The sequence below is a fragment of the Kosakonia sp. MH5 genome, assembly GCF_009935945.1.
Taxonomy (GTDB): domain Bacteria; phylum Pseudomonadota; class Gammaproteobacteria; order Enterobacterales; family Enterobacteriaceae; genus Kosakonia; species Kosakonia radicincitans.
In genome coordinates, this window is the sequence record NZ_QODH01000005.1 from 199,942 (window position 1) to 212,902 (window position 12,961).

Consider the following 12,961-nt stretch of genomic DNA (forward strand, 5'->3'; position numbering starts at 1 on the left):
GTTGCCGATAGCCACTTAAGACAACACAGCAGGTAAGATAATTATGTTTAGATCGATTAAATCCCGCATTATTGCGGCCACGGCGGGATGTCTCGCTATCGCTTTGCTTCTTAACACCGTTATTAACTATCAGGTCACTCGCCAGCATAATCAAGAAATTCAACAGGATATCCTTTCCAGCACCAGCGTCAGCCACAGTATTGCCATTGCCGACTGGGTCGCCAGTAAAATGGAGATCATCAACTCGCTGCAAAGCGTCGCCTTAACTGACGATCCGGTGCCCATTTTTACGCAGATGGCGCATGCCGGTGGCTTCACCAATGTGTATATCGGTTACGCCAGCAAAACGGCGAAATTCTCCGATCCGACCGGCGTACCCGCCGATTATGATCCGACGATTCGTCCGTGGTATCAGCAGGTGCTGAAAGCGGATGCACCGGTAGTGACCGCACCGTATGTCGATGCAGGTAGCGGGAAACTGGTGGTCACATTTGCCGTACCGGTGAAAGAGAACGGTACGCTGAAAGGCGTGGTCGCCGGTGATGTTTCGATGGACAGCGTGGTCGCTAACGTACGCGGCATCAATCCATCGCCTAACAGCAGCGGTTTGCTGCTGGATAGCGACGGCACGGTGATTGCCGCGAACAGCGATAAACTGACGCTCAAACCCTTTGCAGAAGCGCTCAGCGGGGTGAGTTTCGCCGAGTTGCGCGCCGGGAAAACCGTCGAAGGCCAGTACGCTGGCGCACAGAAGATACTGCAAGCCACCCCGGTCAAAGGCACCCACTGGCTGCTGACCGTGGCGCTGGACAGCGCAGATTCCACGGCTGGTTTGCAGGCACAGCTCAAAGCGTCCGCCCTGTCGCTGGTCGTGCTGGTACTGGTTGCCGGTGGGGTCATGCACTGGATCGTGTCGACCATGCTTAAACGACTGCTGACGATTCGCGATGCGATGAATGCCATCAGTAACGGCACCGACGATCTTTCCCAGCGTTTACCGGTGGATGGCCATGATGAAGTGACGCAAATCGCCCATGCCTTTAACGCTTTCAGCGATAAATTGTCGGTGGTGATGGTTAAACTGCGTGATTCCAGTCAATCCGTGCAGCAAGCAGCGCAAGAGATTGCTGCGGGTAACCAGGATCTCTCAGGAAGGACTGAACAGGCGGCTTCCAGTCTGCGAGAAACGGCCAGCGCCGTTGAGCAGATCACCGCGTCGGTCGCCCAGTCCACCGATGCTGCCGCTCAGGCTAATCAGCAGGCACATGCGGCATCTGCAGCGGCATCCCGCGGCGGTCAGGTAGTGACGCAGGCGATCACCACCATGCAATCCATTGAAACTGCTTCTGCGAAAATCGGCGACATCACCAGTGTGATTGACGGTATCGCCTTCCAGACGAATATTCTGGCGCTGAATGCCTCCGTCGAAGCGGCACGCGCAGGCGAACAGGGACGCGGGTTTGCCGTGGTCGCCGGTGAAGTACGCAACCTGGCCAGCCGCAGTGCGCAGGCGGCGAAGGAGATCAAAACGCTGATTGATTCGACCACCGAAAGCGTCGCCACCGGTTCACGCTTTGTTCGGCTGGCGGGCGACAGTATGACCGACATTGTTTCCAGCATCGACAGTGTGTCGGTGATCATGCGTGAGATCACCGTCGCCACCAGCGAGCAGATGAAGGGCATTCAGGAAATCAATCATGCGGTTATCGATCTTGACCGGATGGTGCAGCAAAACGCCGAACTGGTGATCCAGTCCACTTCCGCCGCAGGCGCGCTGCGCTCACAAGCCGGGGAGCTTGCTGAAACTGCCGGACATTTCCGCATTTAATCTTCTTTCGGCGCATTTCACCCACGGTTTTATGCGCCGACATCCCCCCTCGCCAGATAATGTAATTTTTGTTTAATCGCTACGTCATTATTTGATCAAAATCAGCATTAGTTATCCTTCACTTTGGTGTTATTGACTGAGTGAATTGTGAACAGAATCACGCGCGAGAAGTTTTCGTGGCGGAAAGCGTTGTTATAAAACTACGGGGTTGGAAAATGGCGGTGGTAAAAGCAAGTTTGAAATTATTTGGCGGGGATACGATTGTCGTTCGTTGTTCAGCAAATTGTCATATTCATCTGATGAGCGAGAAGAGCAGCGCGGCTAACGCGGAGACCGATATTTTAAGCGTCCAGAACCGCGCAAGCGCCTATCTGGCGGTGCCTTACAGCGGGATCTGGAACGTGCTGATCGATAGCCACAGCCAGTCGCTGGAGCACTCAATCAGCTACGTTGCAGCGTAATCGCTCAACAGACAAAACCAGGTTGCAGGTCCGGGCCTGGTTTTTCTCCCTCCAGCAAGCCACGCACTCTCCCCACCAGCTCATTCAGGCAGTCATCGTGCATGCCGAGTTTAATCAGTTCCTGTTCAAGCGAGAAAAGATACTGCGCATTGGTGCCAAGCGGGCCGCTGGCAGAGGCAATCAACGGGGCGATAGTTTGCGTGCGGGTATCGGATTCGTAGAGTGGATGGCGTGGATCCATAATAAACACCAGCGCGTTAATGACACGGCCATCGTCCAGCGCCAGCTTGCACCAGCTCGGCATATAGCAGCCGGTGATCATTTCGCGTTTCCACAGCAGCGACAGTTCTTCCGTAAGCGTTTCCTGCGGCAGACGGTAAGCGACACCGGTCGTACGGCCGCCCTCTTTCAGCGCCAGCATGCGGCCAGGCTGACAGGCCGTTCCGCGCCCTGCGGTTAAACGCAGGCAAAATGCGCGATGCCAGCCAACCAGCGTTCCGGTGCATGACTCTTCAAATTCCAGCGCCGGGTTCCACATCAGCGAACCGTAGCCGAAAATCCACACTGGCCCCTCATCCGGACGACAAGCGAGCGTCGCTGCCAGCGATGCGGCCCGTTGTTCCGCTGACCATAACAGCGACTCCTCAATGTCGCCAAACGCCGTTTTACAATCGGCTGTTCGCAAGAAATCACGTGTTAACATCTTTTACCTCCGCCACTGCCTGCTTCCCTGCGACTGCTCTACTGCTGTCTTCCCGACAAATGCTGCTTTAAGCGCAGCTTACTACGCACCATATGCAATTCGCAGGCCGCTTGCAATAGCACCAACACATTGAATATGGCTATAAATGGCGAAGTGTAATTATTTCATTGTGTTACTTCTTTTTGTGCCAGCGATCGTCATCGCCTTTTTCATAATCCTGTTTAACGGCTGACCAGGCAACGCGATGCGCAGTCTCTTCGCGGCTGGCGTCATCGCGCCGATCGGCTTTGTCCTTGTATTGCTCCCAGGCGCTATTAAACGCCTCTTTATAAATTTCCTGCGCATGAGCAGGCAGTACATGCTGGACGCTGTCAGGAAGATCGGATTTCTCTTTATAGGGCATGTTTTGGCTCCTTTTGGGCTAAATGAATAAGCCTGGTTGATAATCCGCGCAACCGCCACCACACCATGATTTATTGCAAATAAAAAATCACATCACATTGTTAGATAAACATAATTTCTATGAGATATCATTTTTTCAGGCATTAGAATGAAAATGATATCGAGATAGTAAAACTAAGTAAAAACCCGACTAAAACTGGCGATTTTTTGCTATTTTAGGCCGCTGATAATTTTATCTATAATCCACATACACCTGCACTATGACGGAGCATCATAATGACAACAACGCACGAAGCGGTTAAAACCCGCCACAAGGAGACATCCCTCATTTTCCCGGTGCTGGCGCTGGCCGTGCTGCTTTTCTGGGGAAGTTCGCAGTCATTGCCAGTGGTGATTGGCATCAATATTCTGGCGCTGGTCGGTATTCTTTCCAGCGCCTTTAGCGTGGTTCGCCATGCTGACGTACTCGCACACCGCCTGGGCGAGCCCTATGGTTCGCTGATTCTGAGTCTCTCGGTGGTGATCCTCGAAGTGAGCCTGATTTCCGCGCTGATGGCGACAGGCGATGCGGCGCCAACGCTGATGCGCGACACGCTTTACTCTATCATCATGATTGTTACCGGCGGGCTGGTAGGGTTCTCTCTGCTGCTCGGCGGGCGTAAATTCGCCACCCAGTATATGAATCTGTTCGGCATCAAACAGTATCTCATCGCCCTGTTCCCGCTGGCGGTTATTGCGCTGGTGTTCCCGATGGCGCTGCCGGAGGCCAATTTCACTATTGGTCAGTCGCTGCTGGTGGCATTAATCTCGGCAGCGATGTACGGCGTGTTTTTGCTGATTCAGACCAAAACGCACCAGAGTCTGTTTGTTTACGAGCATGAAGACGAGAGCGACGACGACGATCCGCATCACGGCAAACCGTCTGCACACGGGAATTTGTGGCATACCGTATGGCTGATCGTGCATCTGATTGCAGTGATCGCGGTGACCAAAATGAACGCGAAACCGCTGGAGGCACTGCTGACAGAGATGAATGCGCCCGTCGCGTTTACCGGTTTCCTGGTGGCGCTGCTGATCCTGTCGCCGGAAGGCCTTGGGGCGCTGAAAGCGGTGCTGAATAATCAGGTTCAGCGCGCCATGAATCTGTTTTTTGGTTCGGTGCTGGCAACCATTTCCCTGACGGTCCCGGTCGTTACGCTGATTGCGTGGCTCACTGGTAATCACCTGGTTTTTGGCCTTGGCGCGCCCGAGATGATTGTGATGGTGTCCTCCCTGCTGCTGTGCCAGCTCTCCTTCTCGACCGGCCGTACTAATGTGCTGAACGGCGCGGCGCATATGGCGCTGTTTGCGGCTTACCTGATGACGATATTTGCCTGACGCCCTTTTACCTGGCCGATAAAAAACCCCGCATTTGCGGGGTTTTGTTTTTTTACTCGGTGTCGAGTTCGTCGAAGCTTTTCACCAGATCGTCAATCGCTTTGATCTGCCTGAGGAACGGTTCGAGTTTGTCCAGCGGCAGCGCGGACGGGCCATCGCATTTTGCGTTGTCCGGATCCGGGTGCGCTTCAATAAACAGGCCAGCCAGTCCGGTTGCCATCCCTGCGCGAGCCAGTTCAGTGACCTGCGCACGGCGGCCGCCGGAAGCCGCGCCAAACGGGTCGCGGCATTGCAGTGCGTGGGTGACGTCAAAAATCACCGGCGAGTTATTGGAGACTTTCTTCATCACGCCGAAACCGAGCATATCCACAACCAGGTTGTCATAACCAAAGTTGGCGCCGCGGTCGCAGAGGATCACTTTGTCATTACCGCCTTCATGGAATTTATCCACGATATTGCCCATCTGGCCAGGGCTGACGAACTGCGGTTTTTTCACGTTAATTACCGCGCCGGTTTTCGCCATCGCTTCCACCAGGTCGGTCTGGCGGGCGAGGAATGCCGGAAGCTGAATCACGTCGACCACATCGGCCACCGGCTGCGCCTGGGAAGCTTCATGCACGTCGGTGATCACTTTTACGCCAAAGGTCTGTTTCAGTTCCTGGAAAATTTTCATCCCCTCTTCCAGACCCGGCCCGCGATAGGACTTGATGGAAGAACGGTTGGCTTTATCAAAAGAGGCTTTGAACACATACGGAATGCCCAGTTTCTGGGTCACAGTCACGTAGTGTTCGCAAATGCGCATCGCCAGATCGCGGGATTCCAGCACGTTCATACCACCAAACAGCACAAACGGCAGGTCGTTCGCAACGTTAATGTCGCCAATGCTGACCACTTTTTGTTTCATAAAATCGCCTTATCAAGTGTGAATCGGAACTTACTTTTAATGCAGGGTAATCTGTTTGTGCGAAATCGTGTTGATTTGCGCGCGGATCATCTCGCTAATCGGATCCTCCGGACACTGCTCGACGAAGTAACTCAGGTCGTGCAGCGCCACATGATCGCAATCAAGCTGGGCGTAAATCAGCCCGCGGTCACGGATTTCATAGGGATCTTCCGGATTAAACTGTAACAGCGCTTCACTGGCGCGCAATGCCAGCTCCATCTGTTGCTCTTCCATCAGCGCTGACTTTAAGGTATCCAGCAGCTTGCGGATCACTTCAGCGTTGTCGGCTTCATCCAGATCTTCGTTAAACAGCTCAGCGACCGGGCTGATATTGCCCTTCAGCCAGACTTCGAGCGTATGCTCGTCCAGCGTGTCACCATTAAACGGGTTAATGAGCCACATTTCGCCGTCCAGCCACTCGGCACGCAGGATCAGCTGCGTCGGGAAAATGACCGGCGTCAGCGGAATGTCGAGACGCCCGGCGACCCACAATAAAATCGCCCCCAGAGAGACGGCGCTTCCCTGACGATTTTCCAGCACTTTATCCAGCCACAGTGCATCAGACAGACGGTAAACTCCACGCGTGTCTTTAAAACCCCATTCGCCGTAAAACAACTCAATGAGCTTTTCCAGCTGCCAGTCCTGAGGCTTCGCCTGACTTATTTCCTCTCGCGCCAGGCTCAGCAGACGCTCCAGCTCTTCATGCACGTACAATGAAGGAAAATCATCGCGAATCAGCTCTGAAACAAGGATCATCCCGTCGCATAATGGCGCGTTGTTAAATTCGAAATCAGCTAACGACCTCATTTCTTACCCCAGTATCGGTACTTTTGTGGCGGCGAGTTTAATGATGATGTACAGCACCACCAGCCCCAGCATAAAGGCGATAAAACCCGTTTGCTGGCTGCGCGGACGATGTCGTCCAAGCGCGATAAAACCCAAAACGATGTAGATGATAACGCCAAACAGCTTTTCAGTCAGCCATGCGCCTTTAACAGTAAAAGGTAAATAGCCCGTTACCCACATCAACCCGCCACCGCTTAACAGCAATAGGCTGTCGACCACATGCGGCACCACCCGCACCCAGCGGGCCTGCGCGCGTGGGTTGTTCGCCCAGCGCCACCAGTAGCGTAAAACGAACAGGCTAATGGTCAACGCAACGCAGGTCAAATGCAATGTAATCAGTATGTTAAAGGCGTGCATCGCGCATTACTCCTGTAAAGGCCGCTTTCCCAGCGTCAGCCGCTCATTACCGCCATAATCCCGGCAGGTTTCCACTTCCTGCCAGCCATATTGTGAAAACAGCGCACGCACCGCCGCGCCCTGCTGCCAGCCATGTTCCAGCAGCAGCCAGCCACCCGGCTGCAGAAAGCGTCGCGCGTCGCAAATGATGGTCTGTAAATCGGCGAGACCATGATCGGCCGCCACCAGCGCGCTCAGCGGTTCAAAGCGGACATCGCCCTGCGCGAGATGCGGATCCTGCTCGTCAATATAGGGAGGATTGCTGACAATCATGGCGAACTGCTGCCCTGCAAGCGCACTGAACCAACGACTTTGCAGGATATCGACATTGGTAATCGCCAGGTGTTCCGCATTGCGTTGCGCCAGTGCTACCGCTTCAGCAACCACATCGACGGCAGTAACGTGGCAATCCGGCCGTTCGCTGGCCAGCGCCAGCGCGATCGCGCCGGTGCCGGTACCCAGATCGAGAATGCGACACGGCGAAGCGGGAAGACGGTTTAACGCCTGCTCAACCAGGCACTCCGTGTCCGGGCGCGGGATCAGCGTCGCCGGAGAAACAAACAGCGGCAGCGACCAGAATTCGCGCTCACCGACCAGATGCGCCACCGGTTCGCCAAGCGCACGTCGTGCCAGCAGCGCATCCAGTTGCTGCTGCTGTTCCGCCGTAAGCACCGTTTCACCAAAAGCGAGAATGAAGGTGCGCGTTTTGCCGGTTACAAACCCCAGCAGAATTTCAGCGTCGCGGCGCGGGCTTTCGCTCGTCTGCAACTGGCTTATCGCCGTACGCAACCACTGTTGATAGTCCATTATTCCTGCTCGGAAAGTGCCGCCAGTTGATCGGCCTGGTATTCCTGCACAATCGGCTCGATCAGCATATCGAGCTTGCCTTCCATCACCTCATCAAGACGGTAGAGCGTCAAGTTGATGCGGTGATCGGTAACGCGCCCCTGCGGAAAATTGTATGTGCGGTTGCGATCGCTGCGATCGCCGCTGCCCAGCAGATTGCGGCGGGTTGATGCTTCCGCCTGCTGGCGTTTCGCCATCTCTGCCGCGTGGATACGCGCGCCCAGCACCGACATCGCTTTGGCTTTGTTTTTATGCTGTGAACGTTCGTCCTGGCATTCGACCACAATCCCCGTCGGCAGGTGGGTAATACGGATTGCCGAGTCGGTGGTGTTAACGTGCTGGCCGCCAGCCCCGGAGGAGCGGAAAGTATCAATACGCAGATCCGCCGGGTTGATATCCGGTAGCTCAGCTTCAGGCAGCTCCGGCATGACGGCAACAGTACAGGCCGAAGTGTGAATACGCCCCTGTGATTCGGTCGCCGGGACGCGCTGCACGCGATGGCCGCCCGATTCAAACTTAAGACGCCCGTAGACGCCTTCGCCGCTGATTTTGGCGATCACTTCTTTATAGCCGCCATGTTCGCCTTCGTTAGCGCTCATGATCTCCACGCGCCAGCGGCGGGCTTCCGCGTAGCGGCTGTACATGCGGAACAGATCGCCGGCAAATAATGCTGCTTCGTCACCGCCCGTACCCGCGCGCACTTCAACGAAGGCATTGCGTTCGTCATCCGGATCTTTCGGCAAGAGTAAAACCTGTAAATGCTGCTCCAGTTGCTCACTTTTCTCTTTCGCATCGCGCAACTCTTCCTGCGCCATTTCACGCATTTCCGGGTCGTCGAGCATCATCTGTGCCGTTTCAATATCTTCCTGAACCTTTTGCCAGTCAGTAAAACAGCGCGACACATCGCTTAGCTGCGCATATTCCCGCGACAGCGCACGGAAACGATCCTGGTCGGCAATAGTTTGCGCATCACCCAGCAGCGCCTGAACTTCTTCATGGCGTTCATGCAGGGCTTCCAGTTTGGCAACGATAGAAGGCTTCATAGGCGTAAATGCACCTTTTAATAATCAGAGAGTGGTGTTGTGCTAATCCAGCCCGAGGCTGTTGCGCAAAGTATGCAGGCGCTCATCATCCCCGTCACGGGCGGCCTGCTGAAGAGATTTGGTTGGGGCGTGGATCAGCCGGTTAGTCAGCTTCCACGCGAGGTCCTGCATGATAACCTGCGGATCGCCGCCCTGCTCCAGCGCAGCCAGCGCTTTAGCGGTCAGCTCATCGCGCACGGCTTCGGAATGGCTGCGGTATTCACGGATAGTCTCGCTGGCGCTTTGCGCGCGCAGCCATGACATAAATTCGCTGGTTTCCTGGGCGACGATGGTTTCCGCCTGCACCGCAGCGGCTTTACGTTGCGCCAGATTATGCTGAATGATGCTTTGCAGATCGTCGACGCTGTAGAGATAAGCGTTGGCCACTTTCCCCACTTCCGGCTCAACGTCGCGCGGCACGGCGATATCCACCAGCAGCATCGGCTGGTTGCGTCGCGCTTTCATCGCACGTTCCACCATCCCTTTACCGATGATCGGCAACGGGCTGGCGGTAGAACTGATAACAATATCAGCGTCTTTCAGACGCTCGTCGATTTCGCTCAGGGAGATAACGTCCGCACCGACTTCCTCCGCCAGCACCTGCGCGCGTTCACGCGTACGGTTAGCAATGATCATCTTCTGCACTTTGTGTTCGCGCAGATGGCGGGCAACCAGCTCAATGGTTTCGCCCGCGCCAACCAGCAATACGGTGACCGTCGAGAGGGATTCAAAGATCTGCCGCGCCAGCGTACAGGCGGCAAAGGCGACCGACACGGCGCTGGCGCCTATATCGGTTTCCGTACGCACCCGTTTAGCAACGGAGAAGGATTTCTGGAACATGCGTTCCAGATCGCTGGCATTGCCGTGCCCGCGCTGCGAATCGGCATAGGCTTTTTTCACCTGGCCGAGAATTTGCGGCTCGCCAAGCACCAGAGAATCCAGCCCGCTCGCTACGCGCATTAAATGGCTGACGGCGTCATTATCCTGATGCCAGTAAAGACTCTGGCGCACTTCCTCTTCGCTCAGGTGATGGTAATCACACAACCAGCGAACCAGCGCTTCACGCAGGTTTTCCCGCTCTTCGACGCTCAAATAAAGCTCGGTGCGGTTACAGGTTGAAAGCACCACTCCACCTTGCACCATCGGCTGCGAGAGCAGGCTTTCCAGCGCCTGGTCAAGCGTATCCGGCGAAAATGCAATGCGTTCTCGCAGCGAAACGGGTGCCGTTTTGTGGTTGATGCCAAGAGCTAAAAGGGTCATGAGCGCGGGAATAGTACCAACGTTGATAAGGTTAGACTGCACGCATCATACAGGATGCGCACGGTCAATAAAAGAGAGACTCTCCTTTCGGAGTAATTGGTATTTTAATGATTTAAGACAACTTGAACGTAGACGCTGTTACAGTGCGGCGCTAGCATTAAGCCTAATCACCGCAACCTCTCTCAAGGATTTGTCATCGTTATGACTCTGTCGGACTTCCGCTTTATTCGCCTGCTGCCGCTGGCCAGCCTCGTTTTGACCGCCTGTACGCTCAATGCGCCCAAAGGACCGGGGCAAAGCCCGGATTCGCCGCAGTGGCGTCAGCATCAGCAGCAGGTGCGCGCATTAAGTCAGTATCAGACGCGCGGTGCCTTCGCTTACCTGTCCGATCAGCAAAAAGTCTACGCCCGCTTCTTCTGGCAGCAGACAGGCGAAGATCGTTACCGTTTGCTGCTGACCAACCCGCTGGGCAGCACCGAACTGGAGCTGAACGCACAGCCGGGCAATGTGCAACTGGTCGATAATAAAGGCCAGCGCTATACCGCTGACGATGCCGAAGAGATGATCGGCAAGCTGACCGGCATGCCTATCCCGCTCAATAGCCTGCGCCAATGGATCCTCGGTCTGCCGGGTAATGCCACCGATTACAAACTTGACGATCAGTATCGCCTGAGCGAGCTGAACTACAGCCAGGGCGGTAAAAGCTGGAAAGTCGTTTATGGCGGATATGACAGCAAAACCCAGCCGGCAATGCCAGCAAATATGGAGCTGAGCGACGGCAGCCAGCGTATCAAGCTAAAGATGGATAACTGGATTGTAAAATGACAACCTGGCCCGCTCCGGCGAAACTTAACCTGTTTTTATACATTACCGGCCAGCGAGCTGACGGCTATCACACCTTACAGACGCTTTTTCAGTTTCTCGATTATGGCGATACGCTGACCATCGAACCGCGCAGCGACGGTGAAATCCGTCTGTTAACCCCCGTTGCCGGGGTGCCTGACGAAGAGAATCTGATCGTGCGCGCTGCACGTTTGCTGATTAAACGCGCCCGCGAAACCGGGCGTTATCCTGAGGGCAGCGGCGCCGATATTGCGATTGATAAGCGTCTGCCAATGGGCGGCGGCCTTGGCGGCGGTTCATCAAATGCCGCGACCGTGCTGGTTGCCTTGAATCATTTATGGGGCTGCCAACTGAGCGTTGATGAGCTGGCAGCGCTTGGCCTGCAACTGGGTGCGGATGTCCCGGTATTTGTGCGCGGGCATGCGGCCTTTGCTGAAGGAATTGGCGAGATCCTGACGCCGGTTAATCCACCAGAGAAATGGTATCTGGTGGCGCATCCGGGCGTCAGCATTCCCACGCCGGTCATTTTCAAAGATCCCGAGTTACCAAGAGCGACACCGAAGCGGTCAATCGAAACGTTGCTAAATTGTGAATTCGGCAACGATTGCGAGGTTATCGCAAGAAAACGTTTTCGCGAGGTTGATGCCGCGCTTTCCTGGCTGTTAGAATACGCGCCGTCGCGCCTGACTGGCACAGGAGCCTGTGTCTTTTCCGAATTTGACACCGAATCCGCCGCTCGTCAGGTGCTTGAGCAAGCCCCGGAATGGCTGCACGGTTTTGTCGCGCGAGGCGTCAACCTCTCGCCGCTAGCACAAACCATCGCCGGGCAAGCTGAGCTCCGGTGACAACGTCACATGTTCCAGACGTTGCATCGCGCTCTTTAATACACCGCATGGATAGAATTTCGCCCTGACCGCACATTCTGGCGTATTCTATCCACCACTGGACGCATGCCTGAGGTTCTTCTCGTGCCTGATATGAAGCTTTTTGCTGGTAACGCTACCCCGGAACTAGCACAACGTATTGCCAACCGCCTGTACACTTCTCTCGGCGACGCCGCTGTAGGTCGCTTTAGCGACGGCGAAGTCAGCGTACAAATTAATGAAAACGTACGCGGTGGTGATATTTTCATCATCCAGTCCACTTGTGCTCCCACAAACGACAACCTGATGGAACTGGTTGTCATGGTTGATGCGCTGCGTCGTGCTTCCGCAGGCCGTATCACCGCGGTCATTCCTTATTTCGGCTACGCCCGCCAGGACCGTCGCGTACGTTCTGCCCGTGTGCCAATTACCGCAAAAGTCGTTGCTGATTTCCTTTCCAGCGTTGGCGTTGACCGCGTGTTGACCGTTGACCTGCATGCTGAACAGATTCAGGGCTTCTTCGATGTGCCGGTTGATAACGTGTTCGGTAGCCCGATCCTGCTCGAAGATATGCTGCAACTGAACCTGGACAACCCTATCGTGGTTTCTCCGGACATTGGCGGCGTGGTTCGCGCCCGTGCTATCGCCAAACTGCTGAACGATACCGATATGGCGATCATCGACAAACGCCGTCCGCGTGCTAACGTCTCTCAGGTGATGCACATCATCGGTGACGTGGCTAACCGCGACTGCGTACTGGTTGACGATATGATCGATACCGGTGGTACGCTGTGCAAAGCGGCAGAAGCGCTGAAAGAGCGTGGCGCAAAACGCGTATTTGCTTACGCGACGCACCCGATTTTCTCTGGTAATGCGGTGAATAACCTGCGCAACTCCGTGATCGACGAAGTGGTAGTCTGCGACACCATTCCGCTGAGCGAAGAGATCAAAGCGCTGCCGAACGTACGTACGCTGACGCTGTCTGGCATGCTGGCCGAAGCTATCCGTCGTATCAGCAACGAAGAATCTATTTCTGCGATGTTCGAACATTAATCGCTGCTGAATAGAAAACCCGCTGCGGCGGGTTTTTTTATCTTTGAATGTCATTTGT

General features: G+C 55.0%; 14 protein-coding genes. 6 read left to right on the top strand and 8 right to left on the bottom strand.

Annotated elements, in window-relative coordinates; translation table 11 throughout:
• The first annotated feature begins 43 nt into the window (after positions 1 to 43).
• Positions 44 to 1,828, top strand: a complete 1,785-nt coding sequence (locus DK872_RS15430) for a methyl-accepting chemotaxis protein (protein ID WP_161518508.1) — start codon at positions 44 to 46, stop codon at positions 1,826 to 1,828.
• A gap of 215 nt (positions 1,829 to 2,043) precedes the next feature.
• A complete protein-coding gene (locus DK872_RS15435; protein ID WP_007371867.1) occupies positions 2,044 to 2,289 on the top strand; it encodes a DUF1883 domain-containing protein in 246 nt (81 codons plus the stop codon).
• Between the two features lie 4 nt (positions 2,290 to 2,293).
• Here DK872_RS15435 and DK872_RS15440 read toward each other — a convergent pair whose 3' ends face one another.
• Together DK872_RS15440 and chaB are read right to left on the bottom strand one after the other, a co-directional pair.
• Complete coding sequence (locus DK872_RS15440; protein ID WP_007371866.1) at positions 2,294 to 2,992, bottom strand: gamma-glutamylcyclotransferase; 699 nt, start codon at positions 2,990 to 2,992, stop codon at positions 2,294 to 2,296.
• Between the two features lie 172 nt (positions 2,993 to 3,164).
• Positions 3,165 to 3,395 (bottom strand): putative cation transport regulator ChaB, encoded by a 231-nt coding sequence (chaB, locus tag DK872_RS15445; protein WP_043953447.1) that lies wholly within the window; start codon positions 3,393 to 3,395, stop codon positions 3,165 to 3,167.
• A gap of 275 nt (positions 3,396 to 3,670) precedes the next feature.
• On the opposite strand from chaB, the gene chaA reads away from it, so the two are divergent.
• Complete coding sequence (gene chaA, locus DK872_RS15450) at positions 3,671 to 4,771, top strand: sodium-potassium/proton antiporter ChaA (RefSeq protein WP_161518509.1); 1,101 nt, start codon at positions 3,671 to 3,673, stop codon at positions 4,769 to 4,771.
• Between the two features lie 52 nt (positions 4,772 to 4,823).
• On the opposite strand, the gene kdsA is transcribed toward chaA, so the two are convergent.
• Genes kdsA through hemA form a run of 6 tightly spaced genes read right to left on the bottom strand, consistent with a single transcriptional unit; the run spans position 4,824 to position 10,144 of the window.
• Positions 4,824 to 5,675 (bottom strand): 3-deoxy-8-phosphooctulonate synthase, encoded by an 852-nt coding sequence (gene kdsA / locus DK872_RS15455; RefSeq protein WP_007371863.1) that lies wholly within the window; start codon positions 5,673 to 5,675, stop codon positions 4,824 to 4,826.
• A 36-nt stretch (positions 5,676 to 5,711) separates the two neighbouring features.
• Positions 5,712 to 6,521, bottom strand: a complete 810-nt coding sequence (gene sirB1, locus DK872_RS15460; RefSeq protein WP_007371862.1) for an invasion regulator SirB1 — start codon at positions 6,519 to 6,521, stop codon at positions 5,712 to 5,714.
• A 3-nt stretch (positions 6,522 to 6,524) separates the two neighbouring features.
• Positions 6,525 to 6,917, bottom strand: a complete 393-nt coding sequence (sirB2, locus tag DK872_RS15465; RefSeq protein WP_007371861.1) for an invasion regulator SirB2 — start codon at positions 6,915 to 6,917, stop codon at positions 6,525 to 6,527.
• Between the two features lie 6 nt (positions 6,918 to 6,923).
• Positions 6,924 to 7,763, bottom strand: a complete 840-nt coding sequence (prmC, locus tag DK872_RS15470) for a peptide chain release factor N(5)-glutamine methyltransferase (RefSeq protein ID WP_161518510.1) — start codon at positions 7,761 to 7,763, stop codon at positions 6,924 to 6,926.
• A complete protein-coding gene (gene prfA, locus DK872_RS15475) occupies positions 7,763 to 8,845 on the bottom strand; it encodes a peptide chain release factor 1 (RefSeq protein ID WP_007371859.1) in 1,083 nt (360 codons plus the stop codon). Before prfA ends, prmC begins: the two co-directional genes overlap by 1 nt.
• Before the next feature lie 42 nt (positions 8,846 to 8,887).
• Positions 8,888 to 10,144, bottom strand: coding sequence for a glutamyl-tRNA reductase (gene hemA / locus DK872_RS15480; RefSeq protein WP_035889882.1), 1,257 nt, complete (start codon positions 10,142 to 10,144; stop codon positions 8,888 to 8,890).
• Positions 10,145 to 10,345: 201 nt separating this feature from the next.
• On the opposite strand from hemA, the gene lolB reads away from it, so the two are divergent.
• The 3 genes from lolB (at position 10,346) to prs (ending at position 12,903) form a co-directional block, all read left to right on the top strand.
• Complete coding sequence (gene lolB, locus DK872_RS15485; protein ID WP_007371857.1) at positions 10,346 to 10,969, top strand: lipoprotein insertase outer membrane protein LolB; 624 nt, start codon at positions 10,346 to 10,348, stop codon at positions 10,967 to 10,969.
• Positions 10,966 to 11,832, top strand: a complete 867-nt coding sequence (gene ispE / locus DK872_RS15490; protein WP_007371856.1) for a 4-(cytidine 5'-diphospho)-2-C-methyl-D-erythritol kinase — start codon at positions 10,966 to 10,968, stop codon at positions 11,830 to 11,832. Before lolB ends, ispE begins: the two co-directional genes overlap by 4 nt.
• Positions 11,833 to 11,955: 123 nt before the next feature.
• Positions 11,956 to 12,903 (top strand): ribose-phosphate diphosphokinase, encoded by a 948-nt coding sequence (gene prs, locus DK872_RS15495; RefSeq protein ID WP_007371855.1) that lies wholly within the window; start codon positions 11,956 to 11,958, stop codon positions 12,901 to 12,903.
• Positions 12,904 to 12,961: the final 58 nt, after the last annotated feature.

Bases quoted from the DNA above. Each gene is read 5' to 3' on its own strand.
- DK872_RS15440 (WP_007371866.1), bottom strand. From the start codon at position 2,992: ATGTTAACACGTGATTTCTTGCGAACAGCCGATTGTAAAACGGCGTTT.
- sirB2 (WP_007371861.1), bottom strand. From the start codon at position 6,917: ATGCACGCCTTTAACATACTGATTACATTGCATTTGACCTGCGTTGCG.
- DK872_RS15435 (WP_007371867.1), top strand. From the start codon at position 2,044: ATGGCGGTGGTAAAAGCAAGTTTGAAATTATTTGGCGGGGATACGATT.
- hemA (WP_035889882.1), bottom strand. From the start codon at position 10,144: ATGACCCTTTTAGCTCTTGGCATCAACCACAAAACGGCACCCGTTTCG.
- chaB (WP_043953447.1), bottom strand. From the start codon at position 3,395: ATGCCCTATAAAGAGAAATCCGATCTTCCTGACAGCGTCCAGCATGTA.
- prfA (WP_007371859.1), bottom strand. From the start codon at position 8,845: ATGAAGCCTTCTATCGTTGCCAAACTGGAAGCCCTGCATGAACGCCAT.
- prmC (WP_161518510.1), bottom strand. From the start codon at position 7,763: ATGGACTATCAACAGTGGTTGCGTACGGCGATAAGCCAGTTGCAGACG.
- sirB1 (WP_007371862.1), bottom strand. From the start codon at position 6,521: ATGAGGTCGTTAGCTGATTTCGAATTTAACAACGCGCCATTATGCGAC.
- chaA (WP_161518509.1), top strand. From the start codon at position 3,671: ATGACAACAACGCACGAAGCGGTTAAAACCCGCCACAAGGAGACATCC.
- DK872_RS15430 (WP_161518508.1), top strand. From the start codon at position 44: ATGTTTAGATCGATTAAATCCCGCATTATTGCGGCCACGGCGGGATGT.
- ispE (WP_007371856.1), top strand. From the start codon at position 10,966: ATGACAACCTGGCCCGCTCCGGCGAAACTTAACCTGTTTTTATACATT.
- kdsA (WP_007371863.1), bottom strand. From the start codon at position 5,675: ATGAAACAAAAAGTGGTCAGCATTGGCGACATTAACGTTGCGAACGAC.
- lolB (WP_007371857.1), top strand. From the start codon at position 10,346: ATGACTCTGTCGGACTTCCGCTTTATTCGCCTGCTGCCGCTGGCCAGC.